The organism is Bradyrhizobium sp. SZCCHNS3052 (assembly GCF_032484495.1).
Taxonomy (GTDB): domain Bacteria; phylum Pseudomonadota; class Alphaproteobacteria; order Rhizobiales; family Xanthobacteraceae; genus Bradyrhizobium.
Genome location: NZ_JAUETB010000004.1, coordinates 296,966 through 318,743, shown reverse-complemented (window position 1 = coordinate 318,743; position 21,778 = coordinate 296,966). Strand labels below are relative to the sequence as shown.

17 protein-coding genes are annotated in these 21,778 nt (G+C 66.5%); 13 read left to right on the top strand and 4 right to left on the bottom strand.

Translation table 11 applies throughout. The features are described 5' to 3' along the window. The first annotated feature begins 127 nt into the window (after positions 1-127). Positions 128-394, top strand: coding sequence for a 30S ribosomal protein S20 (gene rpsT / locus QX073_RS16405; RefSeq protein ID WP_315715026.1), 267 nt, complete (start codon positions 128-130; stop codon positions 392-394). 539 nt (positions 395-933) lie between these two features. Here the strand turns inward: rpsT and QX073_RS16400 are convergent. Next, positions 934-1,254 carry a hypothetical protein gene (locus QX073_RS16400; protein ID WP_315715025.1) on the bottom strand — a complete coding sequence of 107 codons (321 nt, stop codon included), beginning with the start codon at positions 1,252-1,254 and terminating at the stop codon, positions 934-936. Between the two features lie 490 nt (positions 1,255-1,744). Here QX073_RS16400 and dnaA point away from each other — a divergent pair, with 490 nt between their 5' ends. The 11 genes from dnaA to QX073_RS16345 all read left to right on the top strand — a co-directional run bounded on the left by dnaA (position 1,745) and on the right by QX073_RS16345 (position 16,439). After that, the gene (gene dnaA / locus QX073_RS16395; RefSeq protein ID WP_315715023.1) at positions 1,745-3,184 is read left to right on the top strand and encodes a chromosomal replication initiator protein DnaA; all 1,440 of its coding nucleotides are present in this window, start codon (positions 1,745-1,747) and stop codon (positions 3,182-3,184) included. A 311-nt stretch (positions 3,185-3,495) separates the two neighbouring features. Next, on the top strand, positions 3,496-4,614 hold the full coding sequence (gene dnaN, locus QX073_RS16390; protein ID WP_315715022.1) for a DNA polymerase III subunit beta: 1,119 nt from the start codon (positions 3,496-3,498) through the stop codon (positions 4,612-4,614). 35 nt (positions 4,615-4,649) lie between these two features. Then, positions 4,650-4,877 carry a GIY-YIG nuclease family protein gene (locus QX073_RS16385; RefSeq protein WP_315715021.1) on the top strand — a complete coding sequence of 76 codons (228 nt, stop codon included), beginning with the start codon at positions 4,650-4,652 and terminating at the stop codon, positions 4,875-4,877. A gap of 63 nt (positions 4,878-4,940) precedes the next feature. Continuing rightward, positions 4,941-6,077, top strand: coding sequence for a DNA replication/repair protein RecF (gene recF / locus QX073_RS16380; protein WP_316226032.1), 1,137 nt, complete (start codon positions 4,941-4,943; stop codon positions 6,075-6,077). Between the two features lie 131 nt (positions 6,078-6,208). Further along, on the top strand, positions 6,209-8,350 hold the full coding sequence (locus QX073_RS16375) for a hypothetical protein (RefSeq protein ID WP_316226031.1): 2,142 nt from the start codon (positions 6,209-6,211) through the stop codon (positions 8,348-8,350). Positions 8,351-8,632: 282 nt separating this feature from the next. Then, complete coding sequence (gyrB, locus tag QX073_RS16370; RefSeq protein ID WP_315751813.1) at positions 8,633-11,068, top strand: DNA topoisomerase (ATP-hydrolyzing) subunit B; 2,436 nt, start codon at positions 8,633-8,635, stop codon at positions 11,066-11,068. A gap of 173 nt (positions 11,069-11,241) precedes the next feature. After that, the gene (gene murA, locus QX073_RS16365; RefSeq protein WP_315715017.1) at positions 11,242-12,537 is read left to right on the top strand and encodes a UDP-N-acetylglucosamine 1-carboxyvinyltransferase; all 1,296 of its coding nucleotides are present in this window, start codon (positions 11,242-11,244) and stop codon (positions 12,535-12,537) included. 179 nt (positions 12,538-12,716) lie between these two features. Beyond that, positions 12,717-13,208, top strand: coding sequence for a DUF2867 domain-containing protein (locus tag QX073_RS16360; protein WP_315715016.1), 492 nt, complete (start codon positions 12,717-12,719; stop codon positions 13,206-13,208). 214 nt (positions 13,209-13,422) lie between these two features. Beyond that, the gene (locus tag QX073_RS16355; RefSeq protein WP_315715015.1) at positions 13,423-13,818 is read left to right on the top strand and encodes a DUF5071 domain-containing protein; all 396 of its coding nucleotides are present in this window, start codon (positions 13,423-13,425) and stop codon (positions 13,816-13,818) included. 41 nt (positions 13,819-13,859) lie between these two features. Continuing rightward, complete coding sequence (locus QX073_RS16350; protein WP_316226030.1) at positions 13,860-14,318, top strand: hypothetical protein; 459 nt, start codon at positions 13,860-13,862, stop codon at positions 14,316-14,318. 735 nt (positions 14,319-15,053) lie between these two features. Continuing rightward, a complete protein-coding gene (locus tag QX073_RS16345; protein WP_316226029.1) occupies positions 15,054-16,439 on the top strand; it encodes an MATE family efflux transporter in 1,386 nt (461 codons plus the stop codon). Between the two features lie 5 nt (positions 16,440-16,444). On the opposite strand, the gene QX073_RS16340 is transcribed toward QX073_RS16345, so the two are convergent. Then, positions 16,445-17,587: an FUSC family protein gene (locus QX073_RS16340; protein WP_315751809.1), complete on the bottom strand. Its 1,143-nt coding sequence runs from the start codon at positions 17,585-17,587 to the stop codon at positions 16,445-16,447. Positions 17,588-17,708: 121 nt separating this feature from the next. Here QX073_RS16340 and QX073_RS16335 point away from each other — a divergent pair, with 121 nt between their 5' ends. Then, positions 17,709-19,079: an MmgE/PrpD family protein gene (locus QX073_RS16335; RefSeq protein WP_316226028.1), complete on the top strand. Its 1,371-nt coding sequence runs from the start codon at positions 17,709-17,711 to the stop codon at positions 19,077-19,079. 8 nt (positions 19,080-19,087) lie between these two features. On the opposite strand, the gene QX073_RS16330 is transcribed toward QX073_RS16335, so the two are convergent. Continuing rightward, positions 19,088-20,494 (bottom strand): serine hydrolase, encoded by a 1,407-nt coding sequence (locus QX073_RS16330; RefSeq protein WP_316226027.1) that lies wholly within the window; start codon positions 20,492-20,494, stop codon positions 19,088-19,090. 141 nt (positions 20,495-20,635) lie between these two features. Further along, complete coding sequence (locus QX073_RS16325) at positions 20,636-21,688, bottom strand: helix-turn-helix domain-containing protein (protein WP_316170047.1); 1,053 nt, start codon at positions 21,686-21,688, stop codon at positions 20,636-20,638. Positions 21,689-21,778: the final 90 nt, after the last annotated feature.

Sequence of the window (21,778 nt, the reverse complement as noted above, 5' to 3'; positions counted from 1 at the left end):
CGCTCCGGTCATGGCATTCTCAGAGAGGCGTCCGAACAACCCACCGCGTCGATGGGGCCGCGTCAAGCGGGCCGCGCGCGTACCCGCAAGAGCGGCGACTGCTCGCCGCCGAAGGATATTTGAGAGCATGGCCAACACGACTTCCGCGAAGAAGGCGACGCGCAAGATTGCCCGCCGCACCATCATCAACAAGTCGCGCCGCACCCAGATGCGCGGCGCGGTTCGCTCCGTCGAGGACGCGATCAAGAAGGGCGATCGTGACGCCGCGCTGAAGGCGATGGCCAATGCCGAGCCGCAGCTGATGCGCGCCGCGCAGCGCAACATCATTCACAAGAACAACGCGAGCCGCAAAGTGTCGCGCCTCACGCATCAGATCGCCAAGCTCGCGAAGTGACGCGACCGCGCGGCTGACGAACTATCAAGATGCAAACAGCCCGGCTCGCGCCGGGCTTTTCTTTTGTGCCATCTTCAATTGCGCGTTCCGCTGTCGCGCATCCCTCCATCGCTCGCCGCGCCTTCTCCATTTGATGGTCACATCTTGATGGTGATATCGCATCGCGAATACGATCTTCGCGCGTGGTGGAACCCGCGCGATGTCGTGCGCGCCTGACACATGTTCCGTCGGAACTACACGAAGTTCCGTATTTTTACGCAGTGACAATATTGTCTCATCTGAAACAGCTGCGAATCTGCGCGCCGCGCTTGCGCATCGATGTCAAGAGCGCGCGATGCGCCGCTCACTTTGCGCACCGCGCATCGCGGGAGTTACCCGCTTCGAGCAATCGCGAAAAACATCGTTTCGAAAATGACTTAAGTGCATAGCGCGACCAAGTGATTGGAAAAGCGGGTGAGGCCGGTCGAAACATAAAAAAATTATGAAGAAATTTTGGGCAGACGATGTTGTTTGTCACATCCGAGATTCCTCGCGATGATTCAAAACGTTGCTTTCTTAACGCGCAACACCGCGTCGCAACCGCTGCGAAGACTCGTAACGCGTGCTCCGATCTTATGGATTGCGAGTCCTGACGCATCGTGTATTTCTTTAATCACTCGCGGCGCCCACGATCTTGAGACCAGCGCGGTTTTAGAAACGGGGCGGACGTGCAAATCGGCGGCGGTGTGCGCGTTGGCGACGCTTTCCAAAGCGATGGCCGGATCTGTACCCATAGCAATATGGGGAACGATCGAACTTTGTCGAAATTTCTCGGGCGCAGCATCATCGTTGCGCCGCTTTGAACAAGAGAAATACGACATCGGTCGACCCGGCTGGAGCTCGTGGCGGCTTCGCTCACCGAGTGGACAAGTTGGACGGGGATGTACGGCGGTGCGGCTGAATCTTGGGGTTCGGGCGCGGCGGCATTGGGATGACAACTTGCCGTGAGCAATCACGGCAGGGCGGGGAGGTTGCATGTTTTACGGACACATTGCGGGCACACACTATAGGCTGGTTCCGGACAACGCACCCTTGGCGGTCAACACTGAAGTGATCGACATCTCCAGCCCGGCCATTGCCAGCACGGCGATCGGCCCTCCCGCGTCCATCGCGCATCTGAGTATGCGCTGACCTCGCGGAGAAGCTTCTTCCACCAGCATTGATGGCCCGACGGCGTCCACGCCGAACGGCGAGCCATGTCTGGAGTTGAGCCTCCGCTCGAGGTCTCGCTGCGGCACACGTGTCCTTTCACGGGACGTCTGCCCGGCGATCACACGACACCACCACTCAATTCGAAAAGTTGCGACTGCCATGACAAATTCGGAACAGGAACGCTGGTCTCGCGTGAAGGGTCGGCTGCGCTCGACCGTCGGCGAGGACGTCTATACGAGCTGGTTCGCGCGGATGGACCTCGAAGCCGTCCAGGACGAAAGCGTTCATCTGTCGGTGCCGACGCGTTTCCTGAAGAGCTGGATCCAGGCGCATTATGCCGAGCGCGTGCTGTCGTGCTGGCAGGCCGAGATGCCGGAGGTGCACCGTATCGATCTGTCCGTTCGCACCGCGATGCGCTGCGCGGCGCCGGTCAAGGAAGCTCCCGTCGCCGTCGAAGCCCGCCGCGCCGAACGCAACGACGCCAGGCCGGCGACCAGCGCCGACGCGCGAACGGCGTCGGCTGCCGCTTCGCTCGCCACGAGCCATGATGCGCTCGGCGGCTCGCCGCTCGATCCGCGGCTGACCTTCGCCAGCTTCGTCGTCGGCCGCGCCAACACGCTGGCCCATGCGGCGGCGCGCCAGGTCGCCGACGGTCGCCGCGGCGATCCCGTGATGTTCAACCCGCTCTACATCCATGCCGGTGTCGGGCTGGGCAAGACGCATCTGCTGCAGGCCGTGACCTGGGCCGGCAACGCCGGCGGCGAACGCAAGGTGCTGTACCTCACCGCCGAGAAATTCATGTACGGCTTCGTCGCAGCGCTGAAATCGCAGACCGCGCTGGCCTTCAAGGAGGCGCTGCGCGGCATCGACGTGCTGGTGATCGACGACCTGCAGTTCCTGCAGGGCAAATCCACCCAGGCGGAGTTCTGCCATACGCTGAATGCGCTGATCGACGCGGGGCGTCAGGTTGTGATCGCAGCCGACCGGCCGCCGTCCGACCTCGAAAGTCTCGATGATCGCGTCCGCTCGCGGCTTGCCGGCGGCCTCGTCGTCGAGATGGCAACTTTGGGCGAGGATCTCCGCCTCGGCATTCTCAAGTCGCGCGTCGCGGCGGCCCGCGCGCATCATGCGAGCTTCGACGTGCCGGAGCCGGTGCTCGACTATCTCGCCCGCTCCATCACCCATAACGGCCGCGATCTCGAGGGAGCGATCAACCGCCTGCTGGCGCATTCCAAGCTCAACAACCAGCCGGTCACGCTCGACATGGCCGAGCGCGAGGTGCGCGACCTGGTGCGGCCGCAGGAACCGAAGCGCATCAAGATCGAGGACATCCAGCGCGTCGTGGCGCGGCAGTACAACGTCAGCCGCTCCGACCTCCTGTCGTCGCGCCGCACCGCCAACGTGGTGCGCCCCCGCCAGGTCGCGATGTACCTCGCCAAGACGCTGACCCTGCGCTCGCTGCCCGAGATCGGCCGCCGCTTCGGCGGGCGCGACCACACCACCGTGCTGCATGCGGTGCGCAAGATCGAGGCGCTGGTCGGCAAGGACGTCGCGCTGAACGACGAAGTCGAGTCGCTGAAGCGCCAGTTGCAGGATTAGAGGGCACGCACGGCCAGGGGAGCGGACAGAAGGTTCGCCCCCAGCCGGGCCGTTGTCCCGGCCGTTCGACGCTGTCCTCGGACGTCATGCTCGGCCCCTGCCTCCGGGTCACGGAAGAGCCTGCCGAAACATGGGAAATCGGCTCCGCATCCCTTGCGCTTGAGCCTCATCCGCGCCACTTTACGCCTCCCCCTCACGCTCCTGGACGCTGGCCAAGCGCCGTTCGGGCGCGAGGTGCCATCGGCCGCGGCGCTGCTATAGCCCGCCGGCATTCCAGGACAAGCTCAGTTGGAACGGGCGGGTATAATACGATGAAGGTGACCGTCGAACGCGCACAGCTCCTGAAGTCGCTGGGCCACGTCCATCGTGTGGTCGAGCGCCGCAACACCATCCCGATCCTGGGCAATGTGCTGGTGCGCGCCGAGAATGCCCGGCTGTCGCTGCGCGCGACCGATCTCGATCTCGAAGTGACGGAAACCCTGGCGGCCGAGACCGCCACCGCGGGCTCGACCACAGTTCCGGCGCATATGTTCTACGACATCGTCCGCAAGCTGCCGGACGGCTCGCAGATCGTGCTGGAGAGCGACGGCGAGCGCGCGGTGCTCGCGATCCGCGCCGGCCGCTCCAAGTTCACCTTGCAGACGCTGCCGGAGAGCGACTTCCCGGATCTCGCCGCAGGCGACATGACGCACGCCTTCGCGGTTCCCGCCAAGGACATCAAGAGCCTGATCGACCGCACCCAGTTCGCGATCTCCACCGAGGAGACGCGCTATTACCTCAACGGCATCTATCTGCACGCCGGCGGCACCGCCAAGCAGCCGACCTTGCGCGCCGTCGCCACCGACGGCCACCGCCTCGCCCAGGTCGACCTGCCGCAGCCGGCCGGCGCCGCCGAGATGCCAGGCGTGATCGTGCCGCGCAAGACCGTCGGCGAGGTGCAGCGGCTGATCGAGGACAATGACAGCGAGATCAGGATCGAGCTGTCGCAGGGCAAGATCCGCTTCACCTTGGGGCAGGTGGTGCTGACTTCGAAGCTGATCGACGGCACCTTCCCGGATTACGGCCGCGTCATTCCGCAGAACAACGACAAGGAGCTGGTCGTCGACAAGGCCGATTTCGCCGCCGCCGTCGACCGCGTCTCCACCATTTCCTCCGAGCGCGGCCGCGCCGTGAAGCTGGCGCTGGCGCCCGGCAAGCTGGTGCTGTCGGTGACCAATCCGGATTCCGGCAGCGCGACCGAAGAGCTCGAGGTTGAATACGCCGCCGACGCGCTCGATATCGGCTTCAACTCGCGCTATCTGCTCGACATCGCTGCCCAGATCGAGGGCGAGGTCGCCGTGCTCCGGCTCGCCGATCCAGGCTCGCCGACGCTGATCCAGGACCGCGACAACAGGAATGCGCTGTACGTGCTGATGCCGATGCGCGTGTGACAAGTGATCCGCTGCGAGCTTTAAGTTAACTCGTCATGGCCGGGCGTGACCCGGCCATCCATCTCGATCGCGAAGGACTCGCCGAGAGCTTCACCCGACGCTACGGCATCAAGCGCCTGGTGTATTTCGAAGCGCATGAGACGATCGCCGCGGCATTGCAGCGTGAGAAGAACATCAAGCACTGGTCACGCGAATGGAAGGTCGACTTGATCGTCGCAAACAATCCGGACTGGCGCGATCTCTATGATGAAATCGTCCGCTGACGCGGACGATGGATTGCCGGGTCAAGCCCGGCAATGACAGAACTGGGCTTGCAACTCCTCCCCATGACCCCCTCCCGCATCCACCGTCTCGCGCTGACGCATTTTCGCAGCTATCGCGCTGCCAGCGTCAGCGTGCAGGCGGACATGGTCGCGCTGGTCGGGGCCAACGGCGCCGGCAAGACCAATTGCCTGGAGGCGATCTCGTTCTTCGCGCCGGGCCGCGGCCTGCGCCGTGCCACCCTGGAGGACGTCGCCGACAACCAGGGCGACGGGTCGTGGGCGGTCTCGGCGGAGGTCGAGGGCGCGCTGGGGCTGACGACCTTCGGCACCGGCATCGAGCCGCCGCGCAGCGATGCGAGCACAACACGCCGCTGCCGCATCGACCGCGAACCGGTCGGCTCGGCCGCCGCCTTCGGCGATCACATCCGCATGGTGTGGCTGACGCCTTCGATGGACGGGCTGTTCATGGGCGCGGCCTCGGAGCGGCGGCGCTTCTTCGACCGCCTGGTTCTCGCGATCGACAGCGAACATTCGAGCCGGGTGTCGGCGCTGGAGCGCTCGCTGCGCTCGCGCAACCGGCTGCTCGAGGTCCGCAATTTCGACGATCATTGGTGTGACGCGATCGAGCGCGAGACCGCGGAGCTCGCGGTCGCCGTCGCCGCGAGCCGCGGCCAGACCGCGGTGAAGCTCGCCGCGATGCTGCGGCAGCGCGGACAAGCCTCGGCGTTCCCGTCCGCCGAGATTGCGCTCGACGGCTGGATGGAGAATGCGCTGCTGAGCGAGCCGGCCATCGCCGTCGAGGACCGCTATCGCGCTGTCCTGCGCGACAATCGCGCGCGCGATGCCGCCGCCGGCCGCACGCTCGACGGTCCGCATCTCACCGATCTCCATGTCGTCTATGCGCCGAAGAACATGCCGGCGCGCGACGCGTCGACCGGCGAGCAGAAGGCGCTGCTGATCGGCCTCATCCTCGCGCATGCGACCTTGGTCGCCGAAACCACCGGCATCGTGCCGATGCTGTTGCTCGACGAGATCGTCGCCCATCTCGATCCCGGCCGCCGCACCGCTTTGTTCGCCGAGCTCGGCACGCTCGGTGCCCAGGTATGGCTGACCGGCGCCGATCCGGCGGCGTTTGCCGAACTACGCGAGCTCGGCGAGATCTTCGACGTCGAGGCGGGGCGGATCAGCGCGCGGCGGTAACTCATTCCGCCGTTGAACCTATCAGTTCGCCGGTTCGACTAGTTGTCGTTGGATGGCACGCCGGCGCCAACCGCTCTCCTCCAGCGCCCGAGGGCCCAAGCGCCCCGAACTCGAAATCCCGGAGATCGATGATGTCAGAGCTTTGGCAGCAGGCCATCGCCGCGCCGCGGCTGCGTCGGTTCGCGTGTGGGCTGTTGCTGCTCGCGAGCTGTGCCGGACCTGCGCGCGCCGACGACGCCATCGTCGACGTCCACGCGCTGCCACGGCTCGAGGGTGCGGTGGAAGACACGTCGCATCCCGACCGCTACCGCGCCATCTATCGTCTGCCGGCGCCTGTCGCAGCGGCCAATGCCGCCACGCAGCAGTTGCTCGGCGCCGACGGCTGGGTGCGCTATGTCAGGCCGCTCGAAGAGCGCAATCCGACGCTCACCTACAAGAAGGGCAAGCAGGGGCTCCTGGTCTTCTTCACGGGCAGCGCCGGCCGCGCCGGGCAGTCGGAGGTGACCTACTCGCCGCAGCGGATCTACGCCAATTTGCCGTTCCCCGATGGCGCCGCTGACATCGTGTTCGACGAGACGCGGCCTTATCTGTCATGCATCGCGCCGATGACGCTGGATGCGGCGCGGACCTTGTTCCGCAAGGAGATGTCCGCCCTCGGCTGGGAGCCGCTGACGGCCGGGGCCGCCGCGCGCTGGCCCAATGCCGATCTGAGCGAGACCGCGCCGGGCGGCGTGCGCGCCTTCTACGGCCATGACGACGGCGACGGTTATCGCCGGCAGAATCCGGTGATGCTGACGCTGACCCGGCGCGACGACGGCCGGACCCATGTCGAGATCCGGATCGCGCCGTTCGCGCTGCCCTCCACCCTCGAAGCCGGCGACGACCACGCCGGCCTGCCGATGCCGAAGCCGACCAAGTGGTCGCAAAGCCTCGGCAGCGCGGCCTCGCCGAGCCGCCAGGCCAATGGCGCCGTCATCGCCGAGCTGCCGGCCGTGCTCGCCTTCTACACGCGGGAGATCCCCGCGCGCGGCTGGCGGATCGAGACGGCCGGTCCGGGAACGCCGGACGAGGTCACGCTCAAGGTCGTCGCGCCCGAGGACAACGGGACCTTGAAGCTGTCCCGCAAGTACGATCTCACCATGGTCGAGCTGTCGATGCGCACCACCGAAGCCGCCTTGGCCGCCCGCGCCAAGGCGAAGAAGGACGCCGACGACAGGTTCATGGCGGATGCCGCCGCGATGGCCAAGCAGGTGATCGCCGCCGACGCGGCGCGCCGCGCCGTGCAGGCCGGCGCCATGTCGGATGCGCCCGTGAAGCCGCTGGCCGACAATCCGGCGCCGATCGCGCTGCCCGAGACCGCCGAGGCCGTGAGCTTCGATGGCGACCGGGGACAGCTCGCGTTCAAGTCGGCTTCGTCAGTGAAGACACTCGCCGGCTTCTTCCGTTCCACGTTGAAGACGGCCGGCTGGAAGGAGTCGCCGACCGTGATCGACAATCCGACCATGGCGCGCCTGGAGTTCTCGGCGAAGGGCAAGTCGGTGGCGTTCACGATCATGCAGATGGGCCCCAAGGTGAACGTCACGGCCGACGGCACCGGCCTGCTCGCCGCCGCCAGGCCTTCGGCCGAGGCCCGACCGGCCAAGGACGCGACGCCGCTCGAGGCTGATCCCGACTCGGCGCTGCCGGTGCCGAAGCAGCACAGCGCGACCGCGCTGTCGCGGTCCAGGGCGCCGGGAACGGACACGCCGCTGCGGCTGGAGCTGGAGGCCAGCGTCCCGGCCGAGTTCGGTGCCGTCACGGCCTTCTACCGCGCCGAGCTGACCAGGCTCGGCTGGCGGGAGAAGCCCGAGGACGCGCAGGCCAGCCCCGATCGGGTTCGGCTCACCTTTACCTCGTCGCAGGGACCCGCCGTGCTCACGCTCGGGCGCGCCAAGGGCGAGACCTCGGTCAACCTGGTGCAAAGGAACGCAGAAGCGGCGGCCAGGGCCGGCATCCTGCCGAAGCCTGGCCAGGCCAAGCTGATGCTCGGCAATATCGGCGACACCGACGCCGTGCTGACCATCAACGGGCAGACGATCAGGATCGCGGCCGGCACCGGCAGCCCGCAATCGCCCAACGGCCCGCTGCTCGACCTGCCGCCAGGCAAGCACCGCTACGAGCTGAAGATCGCCCGCCGGCCCGCCGTGATCGACACGCTGGAGCTCGCCGCCGGCGATGCCTGGGGCCTCATGGTTGGCCCGGGTGGCACCGCCCTGCCGCTCCCGCTCTACTGAGGCGGCACCTGCCGCGTCACGCGTGACTCGTGCCCTGAATCGCACGCGAAAGCGCCCCGCCGCGCGCCTCAAAACCAGCCGCGGGAATGGCCTGAATCCAGCTTTCGGAGGGGACGAAAACGACCCTCGCCAGGCCTTGAAAAACCGTTAAAAAGCGCTATCTCTTCAATGTCTTACGACGGGCCACTTTGCGCTAGGCGCGTGGCTCCTTTCGTGAGAGAAAGAGCGCTCTCGGCATGCGATCTGCAATGCCGATTCGACCACCCCTTCCGAAGGCCCCACATGACCGAACCCGCCCGGCAAACCATCGCCGACAACGAGCCTGCAACCGCGAACGAATACGGCGCAGAATCGATCCGGGTGTTGAAGGGCCTGGATGCCGTGCGCAAGCGCCCGGGCATGTATATCGGCGATACCGATGACGGCTCCGGCCTGCATCACATGGTCTACGAAGTCGTCGACAACGCGATCGACGAGGCGCTGGCTGGTCACGCCACTGCGGTCGAGGTGGTGCTCAATCCGGACAATTCGGTCACCGTGCGCGACGACGGCCGCGGCATTCCCGTGGACATTCACAAGGGCGAAGGTGTGTCCGCCGCCGAGGTCATCATGACCCAGCTGCACGCCGGCGGAAAGTTCGACCAGAACTCCTACAAGGTGTCCGGCGGACTGCACGGCGTCGGCGTCTCGGTCGTCAACGCGCTGTCGAGCAAGCTGCAGCTTCGGGTCTGGCGCGACGACAAGGAGCATCTCATCGAGTTCGCCCATGGCGACGCGATTGCGCCGCTGAAAGTGGTTGGCGAGGCCAAGGGCAAGCGCGGCACCGAGGTGACGTTCCTGGCCTCGACGGAGACCTTCAAGAACGTCGAATACGACTACGCGACGCTCGAGCATCGCCTGCGCGAGCTCGCCTTCCTCAATTCCGGCGTCAACATCGTGCTCTCCGACATGCGCCACGCGGTCGAGAAGCGCGAGGAGATGCATTACGACGGCGGCGTCGAGGAGTTCGTCAAATATCTCGACCGCAACAAGAAGGCGATCGTTCCGGCGCCGATCATGGTGCGCTCGGAGGTCAACGGCATCACGGTGGAAGCTGCGCTGTGGTGGAACGACAGCTATCATGAGAACGTGCTGTGCTTCACCAACAACATCCCGCAGCGTGACGGCGGCACCCATCTCGCCGGCTTCCGCGGCGCGCTGACGCGCCAGGTCAACGGTTACGCCGAGGCCAATGCGAAGAAGGAGAAGATCGCGCTGACCGGCGACGACTGTCGCGAGGGTCTCACCGCCGTTCTTTCCGTGAAGGTGCCGGATCCGAAATTCTCGTCGCAGACCAAGGACAAGCTGGTGTCCTCGGAAGTGCGTCCCGTGGTCGAGAACGTTCTGAACGAGGCGCTCGCGGCCTGGTTCGAGGAGCATCCGGGCGAGGCCAAGACCATCGTCGGCAAGGTGATCCAGGCCGCGGCGGCACGCGAGGCCGCGCGCAAGGCGCGCGAGCTGACCCGCAAGAGCCCGCTCAGCGTCTCCTCGCTGCCCGGCAAGCTCGCCGACTGCCAGGAGAAGGATCCGGCCAAGTCCGAGCTCTTCATCGTCGAGGGTGACTCGGCCGGCGGCAGCGCCAAGCAGGGCCGCAACCGCGAGTTCCAGGCGGTGCTGCCGCTGCGCGGCAAGATCCTCAATGTCGAGCGCGTGCGCCCCGACAAGATGCTGTCGAGCGAGCAGATCGGCACCCTGATCACCGCGCTCGGCACCGGCATCAGCGACGAGTTCTCGATCGACAAGCTGCGCTATCACAAGATCATCGTGATGACGGACGCCGACGTCGACGGCGCCCACATCCGCACGCTGCTGCTGACCTTCTTCTACCGGCAGATGCGCGAGATCATCGATCGCGGCCACCTCTACATCGCCCAGCCGCCGCTCTACAAAGTCACGCGCGGCAAGTCCGAGCAGTATTTGAAGGACGAGCGCGCGCTCGAAGACTATTTGATCGGCACCGGCCTCGACGATTGCGTGTTCAAGACGGCGGAAGGCGAGGAGCGCAAGGGGCGTGACCTCCTGGCGCTGGTCGAGGAAGCGCGTCTCGTCCGCAACATCCTGCGCAACCTGCACACGCGCTACGACCGCAAGGTCGTCGAGCAGGCCGCGATCGCCGGCGTGCTGCGCCCGGACATCACCCGCGACATCCCGACGGCGGACGCCGCGGCCGCCTACATCGCAAAACGGCTCGACGTGCTGGCCGACGAGGTCGAGCGCGGCTGGATCGGCCACTTCGTCGAGGGCCAGGGCTTCACCTTCGAGCGCACCGTGCGGGGCGTCAAGGACGTTGCCGTCATCGACGACGCATTGCTCGCGTCCGTCGATGCCCGCAAGCTGGACGAATATGCGGCCCGCCTGCAGGAGGCCTATGCGAAGCCCGGCGCCTTGCGCCGTGGCGACGTCCAGACCGTGATCCATGGCCCGGTCGATTTGTTCGAGGCGGTCACCGATGCCGGCCGCAAGGGCATCAACATGCAGCGTTACAAAGGCCTCGGCGAGATGAACCCGCAACAGCTCTGGGAGACCACGCTCGACACCGAGGCCCGTACGCTGCTCCAGGTGAAGGTCAAGGAGGTCGACGAGGCCGACGACATCTTCACCAAGCTGATGGGTGACGTGGTCGAGCCGCGCCGCGAGTTCATCCAGGACAACTCGCTGTCGGCCAACGTGGACGTGTAGTCGCGACGTCCAGCCCGAGGATACTCCGCACTGGCGCGACAGACGACCAGGCGCACCCTGAGTCTGCGGAGCAGTGGCCTGCCCGTCCCTTCCGTGTTAATTCCGTTGAAGATCGATGTTCCGCTTTCGCCGGTCCCCGGGCGAATCACCATCTCAGAACGGACTTTTCGCGCATGGCGCCCATTCAATACATCGTCGAGGGCGGTCACCGGCTCAAGGGCGCGATCGAGCCGTCCGGCAACAAGAACGCCGCGCTGCCGATCATCGCCGCCGCGCTGCTGACCGAGCATCCGGTCACGCTCGACAACGTGCCGCGCATCCGCGACACCGAGACGCTGGTCGAGCTGGTGCGCTCGGTCGGCGCCTCCGCCGAATGGCGCGGCCGGAACAGGCTCACGATCCATGCCAAGGAGATCCGCGCCGCGGACCTCGATCCGGACCTCTGCGCGCGCATCCGCGCGTCGATCCTGCTGGCAGGGCCCCTGCTCGCCCGCTGCGGCGAAGTGGCGCTGCCGCCGCCAGGCGGCGACGTCATCGGCCGCCGCCGCCTCGACACCCATTTCCTCGCCTTCGAGCAGCTCGGCGCCACCGTCACCGCAACCGACAAGATCGAGCTGCGCGCCTCCGGCCTCAAGGGCGCCGACGTCTTCCTGGACGAGCCCAGTGTCACCGCGACCGAGAACGCGCTGGTGGCCGCGGTGGCCGCCCACGGCACGACTTACTTGCGCAACGCCGCCTCGGAGCCGCATGTCCAGGACCTCGCGCATTTCCTGGTGGCGCTCGGGGCCAACATCGAGGGCATCGGCACCAACACGATGGTGATCCATGGCGCCAGCACGCTGGGCCAGGCGAGCTACTCGATCCAGCCCGATCACATCGAGGTCGGCTCGCTGATCGGCCTTGCCGCCGTGACTCGCTCTCCCTTACGCATCGTGCGCGCCGGCACCGAGCATCTCCGCTCGATCCGCATGGGCTTCGAGCGGCTCGGCATCGTCTGCGAGGTTGCCGGCGACGATCTCATCGTGCCCTCGGAGCAGACGCTGCGGATCAAGGACGATTTCGGCGGCCACGTGCCGAAGCTGGAGGACCAGCCCTGGCCGGCCTTTCCCGCCGACCTGATGTCGATCGCGCTCGTCACCGCCACGCAATGCGAGGGCGTGATCCTGATGTTCGAGAAGATGTTCGAGTCGCGGATGTTCTTCGTCGACAAGCTGATCTCGATGGGCGCGCGCATCGTGCTGTGCGACCCGCACCGCGCCATCGTCGCCGGCCCGAGCCGCCTGCGCGGCGCCCGCGTCGTGTCGCCCGACATCCGCGCCGGCATGGCCATGCTGCTCGCCGCGCTGTGCGCCGAGGGGACCTCGTATATCGACAACGCCGACCAGATCGAGCGCGGCTACGAACGCATCGACGAGCGGCTGAATGCGCTGGGCGCCAAGATCACGCGCGTGCCGGAACGCGGACGGTAGCGCCATTCACGCAGCATTTCTCCGACGTCGTTGCGAGCGAAGCGCGAAGCGAAGCAATGACGAATGACCGGCCGTAACGCTATTCCATTCGCGCGCTGGCTTCGCGAACATGAGCGTGCGATGATGCTCCGCATCGCGCACAGCGCGGGCACAACCGTGACATGTGAGGCTCATTGCACATGGCCGTCAGCCAGATCCCTCCCAACGTCGACCGTACCAGATGGCTCGCCGGCGCGGAGTTCGCTGATGCCTTTCGCATCGCGATTGACGAGCCGGCCATCAATGCCCGCACGGCGGCCGAGCGCATGCTCGGTCACGCGCCCTGGTGGATGACGGCGCTCCTGAAGCTCCGCAACCTGCTGGTCAGGCCGTTCGGTCTGAAGACCTCGGGCGCGGATCCAGGCAACCCACGTCCTCTGATCGGGATGTTTCCCGTCGTGGACGAAACGCCGCAACGAATCGTGCTCGGCTTCGACGACAAGCATCTGGATTTTCGTGTCGTGGTCGACGTCAGGTCCGACGTCAGCCCAATTGGCAAGGCCTCGCAGGTGACCGCGACCACGTTGGTGCACACGCACAACACGCTCGGCCGCTCCTATCTCGCCGCCATCATGCCGTTTCACCGGCTGGTGGTGAAGACAATGCTCCGGCAGGTCGCAGCGCCCGCCTGACCCCGCGGCCTCCTGGCGCAAATCGATCCCGAGAGCCAAGACCTGCTCGGCCGCCAGCAGCACATGTAGCACGGGTGCGATCTGGTTCAGCGAGGCCTGCACATACTCCAACTCGCCGCCCGTGACTCTCGCGAAACGCGTGCCAGCATAGCGCGATCATCTTCGCCAGAACGGCCCGCAGAAGTTCATCAATCTGTCTTTACCGAGACCCATCATGGACGATATCCATCAGCTCATCCCAAAGGGAAAGGCCGACCTCGATCGTGCGCGGGCAGCCGTGCAGGCCGGCTACCCGGCCGTCGCGCCAATCCTTCCCGAGCTGACGGCGTGGCTAAAGGACTACAATTGGCCGGTGGCGCACATTCTCGCCCCCTTCCTCGCTTCGATCGGCGCGCCGATGGCACCGCACATCTGGCATGTCTTGAATTCCGACGATGCCGTTTGGAAGTATTGGATACTCCAGCTGCTCATCCCGTTCCTTCCCGAGGACGTTGCTCTCCAGTTTCTCCCTGAGCTCAGGCGGCTTTGCAGCACGCCGAGCGAGGACGAAAGACAGGAAGGACTGGATCAGCAGGCGCGCGATGCTCTTGCGCAATTCGGCTTGCTTTGAAAAATGAAGGCACGGCGCATTGTGCGTCAGGGGGCGATCAGATGGGCCTGATACGCAGGCTGTTCAGCGAACTGATCATGAGGCGGGTTGAAATTGACGACGCGTTCTTTGGACATCTCGTCTCGATGGGATCCTACTGGGAAGCAAAGCGGCAGTTCTCACCAACGCAGACCGAGATCGAGCTCTTCATTGATGCGCCTGGCGACCGGCTGGCGCCCGACCAACGACAGCGCGAGTTCTTCGCCTGGGTTGAACGCGACTACACCGACATCATCCGCAACATCGATCATGGCGCGCGCGCGACTTACGAGCATTGGTTCGGCAAACCGCTCGAAGCTTCGTTCGACACGGAATTCGTACTCAACAGCTTTTCGGTTCCGCTGCTGAACGCGGGACCTGCTGATTGGGATATGTCGTTCGCTTCGCGAACCGACCAGGAGCACATCTTGGTCGTGGAGCTCCGCGGCTCCAAAGCGCTCCGCGCCCACATGGACGGCTGACGTGTGCGCTACACTCGGCTCGTCAGCAGAGAGCAGGCCGCGTGCAAACATTGATTTCGATAGCCACCTCAGACACATGGTCCGATCGAGATCATCTGGCCTAAACTTTCCGCTTGCTTTACTTCCGAAAATCGGAAATACTGCACCCGTCCCGTCCTCATGAGAGGGGCGCTTCGCGATCGTCACGGACCGTTGAGGGTGGGATGCGATGGATGCGGCGGCTCACAACGCGCACTCAGGTTCTCTTGAGGCTGGCGCGTGGACGAAGGGGCTGTCGCATACGGCGAAATCGTATGGTCCTGGCCTCCCGATGCTGAGGTCAAGCCGGCGAGCGATCTGCAGGTGACGGGGGCAAACAAGCCCGGTCCCCGGGGAGAGTACGTATAAGCCGTTCCAACCATGGCGCAGGGAAGGCCGGATGTGCGGCCCACCTGTGGTGACTGCCGCCTGCTACTTCTTTTGCAGGCGGGCCATGGGTGTGGTCAAGCACCCGGCCTTCCCTGCCCCTCTTCCTGTTCGAGGGGAGCAAATCGAGCATCACCCGGGCACGCCGTGTCGCGGGAACGCGTGTGGCCGTCCGATCCGATCTGGTTCGGCACGAGAGCAGTCCGCGATGGCCGACGTCGCGAACCCAAGCTCCAACGATGATGTTGCCGCGACGCTCGCATCTCGCACGGCCCATGACGACGACGGCGTGATGTGCACGACACTGCGGGGACTGCTATAGCCTCGATCATGACCTCCACAGCCGGAACCGACCACGCGCCGCCGCCGGCGGCGCCGACACCTTCTCTCGCGCTCGACCTCTGGGAGACGGTCCGCCTCGCCGCGCCGATGGCGCTGACGCAGCTGTCGCAGATCGCGATGATGTCGACCGATCTCGCCTTCATCGGCCGTCTCGGCGGCGATGCCGTTGCAGCGGCCGCGTTAGCGGGCACCGTCTACTTCGTCGGCTCGACCTTCGGCATGGGTCTGATGTCCGCGGTGGCGCCGCTCGCCGCGCAGGCGTTCGGCGCGGCCGATGCCGGGCTGGTCCGGCGCGCGCTGCGTGTCGGGCTGTGGGCCGGGCTGTTCATCGCGTTGCCGATCATGCTGATCGCGCTGAACGGCGAGATCATCCTGCTCGCACTCGGACAGGCGCCGGACGTGGCGCATCTCGCGCAGGACTATCTCGCCGGTCTCGCCTGGGGGATCGCGCCGATGCTGTGGTTCCTGGCGCTGCGCAGCTTCATGGGCGCCGTCAACCGCCCCGAGCCGGTGCTTTGGATCACCCTGGCCGCGATCCCGCTCAACGCGCTGCTGGTCTATCCGCTGCTCTACGGCCACTGGGGTTTTCCGCAGCTCGGCCTGACCGGCGTCGGCCTCGCCACCTCGACCGTCAACCTCGGAACGTTTCTCGCCGGCCTGTGGTTCGCCGCGTTGCGCCCGCCGTTCCGCGACTATCATGTCCTGGCCCGGCTCGGGCGCATCGACTGGCGGCTGATGCGGCAGCTCCTCGTCATCGGCGCTCCGATCTCGCTGTCGTTCCTGCTCGAATATGGCCTGTTCTCGGCGGCGGCGATCCTGATGGGGCTGATCAGCACGGCCGCGCTCGCCGCGCATCAGATCGCGCTGCAGATCACGGCGATCCTGTTCATGGTGCCGTTCGGCATCAGCATGGCTGCGACCGTGCGCGTCGGCCACGCCGCTGGACGTAACGATGCGGCCGGTGTCCGTCGCGCCGGACTGATGGCAATGTCGCTCGGCCTAGGTCTCGCAATGCTGTTCACGCTCGGCATCGTCATTGCCCGCCATGACATCGTGCAGCTGTTCCTCGGCGCCGGCCTCGCCGATGCGGAAGCGACGGCGGCGCTCGCCGCCATGCTGCTTCTCATCGGCACGACCTTCTTCATCACCGATGCGCTGCAAACGATCGCGGTCGGCGCGCTGCGCGGCATCAAGGACACGCGCATCCCGCTGCTGCTCGCCGTGCTCGGCTACTGGCTGATCGGCTTTCCCGCCTCCTATGCACTCGCCTTCCACACCGCGCTCGGCGCGACCGGGATCTGGATCGGCCTGTCGATCGGCACCGCCATCTATGCAGCCCTGCTGGTGCTGCGCTTCCTGCGGTTGTCGCGATGAGGAGATCAGGCGCCCGCTGTATCCGGCGTCTCGTCGCGCTCCGGTCGATGCGGTTTCCCGGTCGAAGCGCCCGCCCATTCGGCAACGACGCGCTCGAGGTCGATCAGGTTCTGCCGCATCTGCTCCAGCGAGAAGCCGAGCGCGAAGAAGCGTTCGGCGGCGTCACCCGGCAGCCCCCGCGTGAGACCGTCGCTGCGGACGGCGGCGACCTCTTCCGCATAGGCCTTCACCGCGACGTGGATCGGCCAGATCGCCGGCGGGCCGGAACCGTTGCGGATGGCCGCGGCACAGCCGCGCAGATAGCTCGCGATGGCATCGCTGACGCGCGCCACCGGTCCCGACAAGCGCGCCTGCAGCTCGGATGGCAGCGGCACCACGCTGGCACGGCCGATCATCACGACGTCGTGGCGCAGGCGCAGGATCGTCCGCAGCAGTGGGCCGGTATCGGCGCCGGAGGACAGCCGCGCCGAGCGCTCCCGCTCGGCCTCCGCTCCTGTCGCATTCAATTCGGTGAGCGCGGTACCGATGCCGTCCTGGATCCGATGCAACGCGTCGTTGTCGCGGCCGCGCGACAGGCCGGCCAGCAGCTCGGTGAAGGCGGCTGCGATCAGCTCGAGCAGACGGCCCGCCGCGCTACGCATCTGCACGTGCGCGCGCGACGGCAGCACGATGAACGAAACGGCGAGGCCGGTCAGCGCGCCGACCGCGACCTCGAACACACGGTCGATCGCCGATCCCAGCGGATCGAGATGGCCCATCGTGGGCACCAGCAGCACGATCACGGCCGTCACCGTCGCCGCGTTGAGACTTGGATTGATCGCGGCGATGAAGGCGAGCGGCGTCACCGCCAGGATCAGCATGCCGAGCAGTTGCAGCTCGCCCGAATGCGGGATGAAGACCGTGATGGCGCCGCCATAGATCGCACCGCCGATGGTACCGAACATGTAGTCGCGCGTTGCCTTCAGCGAGCGCCCGACGCTGCCTTGCGTCACAATCAGCGAGGTCAGCACCGCCCACAGCGGCAGCTTCAGGTGGAAGGCCGTGGCGATCGCGAAGGCAAGCGTCGCCGCCACCGTGCCGCGGACCGCCAGCGACATCGGCGCCTTGCGGGCGCGCAACCGGCCGAACAGCCGTTTCAAGGACACCATCAGTCGCTCACCTCGAAAAGCACCAGCGCGATCGCGGCATGGCAGCTCCCCACCGGGCCGAACCGGCTTGAAAGGCGGAATCGGCTTGCCTACGGTCATTGCAACGATGCGAGGAAACACGATGGCCCAGGAAACCGCAACGCTCGCCGCCTATGTCGCGGAGCTGAAATATGACGATATCCCGCCCGAGGTGCTCGACCGCGCCAAGGTGCTGACGCTCGACTTCCTCGGCAGCGCCATCCGGGCCCGGCGCGAGGCGGAATCGACGCCGTCGGTGGTGAAGATGCTGGCGGCGCTGAAGCTCGATGCAGCGGGCGAGGCGACCGTATTCGGCGACGACAGAACCTGGACGCCGGCGGTGGCGGCGCTGCTCAACGGCACGATGGGCCATTCGCTCGACTTCGACGATACCCACGCCGATTCCTCGCTGCATCCGAGCGGGCCGGTGGTGCCGGCCGCCTTCGCCGTCGGCGAGATGGTCGGCGCCTCGGGCCGCGAGGTCCTGACCGCGATCGTCGCCGGTTACGAGGTGTGCTGCCGGCTCGGCAACGCGCTCGATCCGACCTCGCATTATGCCCGCGGCTTCCACCCGACCGCGACCGCAGGCACCTATGGCGCGGCGGCCGCCGCCGGCAAGCTGTTCGGCCTGTCGGAGCAGCAATTGATCTACGCTTTCGGCGTGTCCGGCAGCCAGGCCGCGGGCTCGCTGCAGTTTCTCGTCAACGGCGCCTGGAACAAGCGCTATCAGGTCGGGGCGTCGGCGATGAACGGCGTGATCGCGGCGACGCTCGCCAAGAACGACTTCGTCGGCGCGATCGAATCCGTCGAGGGCAAGCACGGCCTCCTCGTCGGCTACACCGACACGCCGCATCACGACAAGGCGGTCGCGGGGCTCGGCTCCACCTACGAGACGATGAAGATCGGCGTGAAGCCGTATCCGAGCTGCCGCTATACCCATGCAGCGATCGACGCCATCATCGCCCTGCGCCGCGAGCACAATCTGACGCCGGACCAGGTCAAGCGCGTCGAGATCGGCCTGCATCGCAACGGCATCACCCTGACGGGCGATGCCGCCACCAAGCGCCATCCGACCTCGATCGTCGGCGGCCAGTTCTCGATGTTCTTCACCGGCGCGCTCGCGCTCGACCAGGGCCGCTTCGGCTGGGACGACTACACGCGCCTTGGTGACGCCGCGATCAATGCGCTGGCCGACAAGTTCGACGTCGTGCAGGACGACAAATTGGAGATCGGCCGCAGCCATCCGTTCGGCGCGCGCGTCACCATCACCACCGCGGATGGCGTGCACGAGCGGCTGCACGACGATCCCTCCGGCGAGCCGACCTCGTTCCCGACAGCACAGGCGATGAGCGACAAGTTTCTGACGCTGGCACGGCCAGTGCTGAGCAGCCGGGCACAGAGCTTCGCCGACGCGATCCTGTCGCTGGAGCGATTCGAACGTGTCGAGCAGGCCACCGCTTTGGGAAGAGCGTAACGCATGCGTCATTCTCCCTGCGTCGCCGCGATCACGTCGCTCACGAGCTGCGCCACGCCATCGGCCTCGGGCGGCCAGTTCACGGTGCGGCCGAAACGCGTGATGACGAGACGCTCCGACGGGACGACGATGACATATTGGCCGAGCGTGCCCTTGGCGAAGAACGCGTCGCGCGGCCAGCCATGGGAGGTGCGGTAGTTGGCGCCAAAGCTGTCGCCACTGTTGGTCCAGAAGCCGGCGCCGAGGCCGACGAACGCGCCGGGCGTCGGCGCGCTGACATACGCGACCCAGCCCGCGGGCATGATGCGCCGGCCGGCGACGACGCCGTCGTCGAGATAGAGCTGGCCGAGCCGCGCCCAGTCGCGCGCCGAGGCCAGCATCTGGCTCGATCCCTCCGGTGTGCCGGCGGCATCGAATTCGAGGGTGACGCTGGTCATGCCGAGCGGATCGAACAGCTCGCGATGCGCAAAGCGCAGCACATCCGCAGCGCTGCCGCCGACGGCGTCGCGGATGAGATGAGAGAGGATGACGGTGTTGCCGTCGTGATAATTGCTGACCGCGCCCGGCGTGGTTTCGAGCGGCATGGTTTCGGCGAAGGCGGCGCGGTCCGTTTCGACGAATTTCATGCGGTTGACAGGCTCGAGCACAGAGAACAGCGAGGCCTGCAGCGAGCTGCCGAGCGCGAGGCCTGCGGTGTGGCGCAAGAGGTGATCGACGGTGATGGCGTGGCGCGGATCTTTGTCGTCCCGCCACGCCGCGATGGGCGCGGGCGTATGCAGCGCGAGCTTGCCCTGGCGGACGAGAATGCCGATCAAGGTCGCGGTCATCGACTTGGTCGCAGAGAAGCCGAGCAGCGGCGTGTCGAGCGTGAAGCCCTGGGCGTAGCGCTCGGCGATCACCTTGCCGTCCTTCATCACCAGGACAGCATGGGTATGCCGGAACGGCGGCGAGTCCGGCTCGGCAAAGGCGCGATCCAGCGCTGCCGCGAGGGCCGGAGTGACCGGCGCGACGACGCGTGGCGGAGCGATGTCGGGCAGCAAGGCGGGGGTTGGCGCAGCGGGCCGGATGGCCGGCCAATCCGCCGCTTCGCCATGGTCCATGTGGCAGCCGAGCCCGTCGCGATACACGGCCCGGCTCTGCCCGATCCCGAGCAGCGTCACGGTGACGTCCTTGGCGGCGCGATCGACGCGGACGTCCATCGCCCAGCTCAGCAGGCCGGCGCCGGGCATCGCGGCCCGGGTCTCGGAGAGCGTGCGGTCCGGGTCGAGACCGGAGACGAAGGTCTCCGAGCACAGGAGGCTGGCGATGAAGCCGGTTGCCACCTTCGGCACATCGCGGGCGCGGGCGCCGCCGACCGCCAGGGCGGTCAGCGCGGTGGTGGCAACGAGGGCAAGCAGCAGGCGGCGTCTGGTCATGAGGAGCTCCGGCAGTTGGATCTGCCGGACCAGACTGCGGCTGCGGCCCGGACGCTCGCCGATTTCGGAAATCATCGCAGCCGAGAATCGCCGGGATCTCGCCGATTCTGGAATTCCTCTGCAGTTTCAAGGCTGAACAGATCACGCCGCCGACAGCCTCATGCGCCGGTATTCGGTCGGCGTCACCCCGGTCACCGCCTTGAAGGCGCGGTTGAAGGGCCCAAGCGACTGGAACCCAGCGTCCATCGCGATGGTGATCACGGGCACCTCGGCCTGGGCGGGATCGGCGAGCGCGGCCTTGGCCTCCTCGATGCGGTGGGCGTTGAGGAAGGTGTTGAAGTTGCGGTAGCCGAGCTCGCCATTGATCAGCCGCCGCAGCCGGTATTCAGGAATGGAGAGCTTCGTCGCCAGCATGCCGATCGTGACGTTCTCCTGACGATAAACCCGCTCGTCCGCCATCAGCCGCATCAGCGCGTCCACCAACCTGCGGTCGGCGGCTTTCGGAGCCACCGCTTCGAGCGCCGCGGCCGGTGGCGCCTCCGGCGCGAGCACATCGCCGGCACCGACCTTGAGCAGCATCAGCGCAACGGCGCCGACCACGGCCAAGAACATCGCCGCGTTGACCACATTGGCGAGCTCCGACGGGCCCCGGCCGGCGGACGCCATCTGCAGCAGCGCATTGACGCCACCGTAGGACAGCGCCGCGATCACGACGAAGGCGCGGATGCGCCGCCGTCCCTCGACGAGATCCGCCGCCCAGGAACGGATGGTCTGCGCCAAGGTCAGGCCGAGGAAGCCGAGAGCCAGCACATTATTGGCGACGATCACGAGCCGTCCATGTCCGGCAGGCCCCAGCACGAGACAGCTCAGCAGGCTGAAGCCGAACACCGCGAGCCAGATCAGGCCGTGCAGCCAACGCAACGCAAAGCCGTCGTCGAACAGCGCGCGGCAGAACAGCCAGAGCACGACGATATCGGCGGTCGCCACCGCAATCAGCGGCGCGGAAGCGAGCGATGGCGCGGCCGTGCCGCCGATGTTGAAGGTCGCGGCATGCGCGGCCGAGCCCAGCGCCAGCGCGATCGCGAGCCGGCCGCGCCATTGCCTGCCGAGATCGCGTCCCAGCGCGACGGCGAGCACGGCCAGCAGCGCGATGGCGGCGGCGCGAAGCGCGAGATCGAGGCTTTCGAGCGTCATCGTCACGGGTCCGTTGTCAGCGCCAGAACTCTAGGCCGGAGCTTCGCTTCGTTCAAATCGCGCGGATGCCGCGACCTCGTGCCCTGCCCT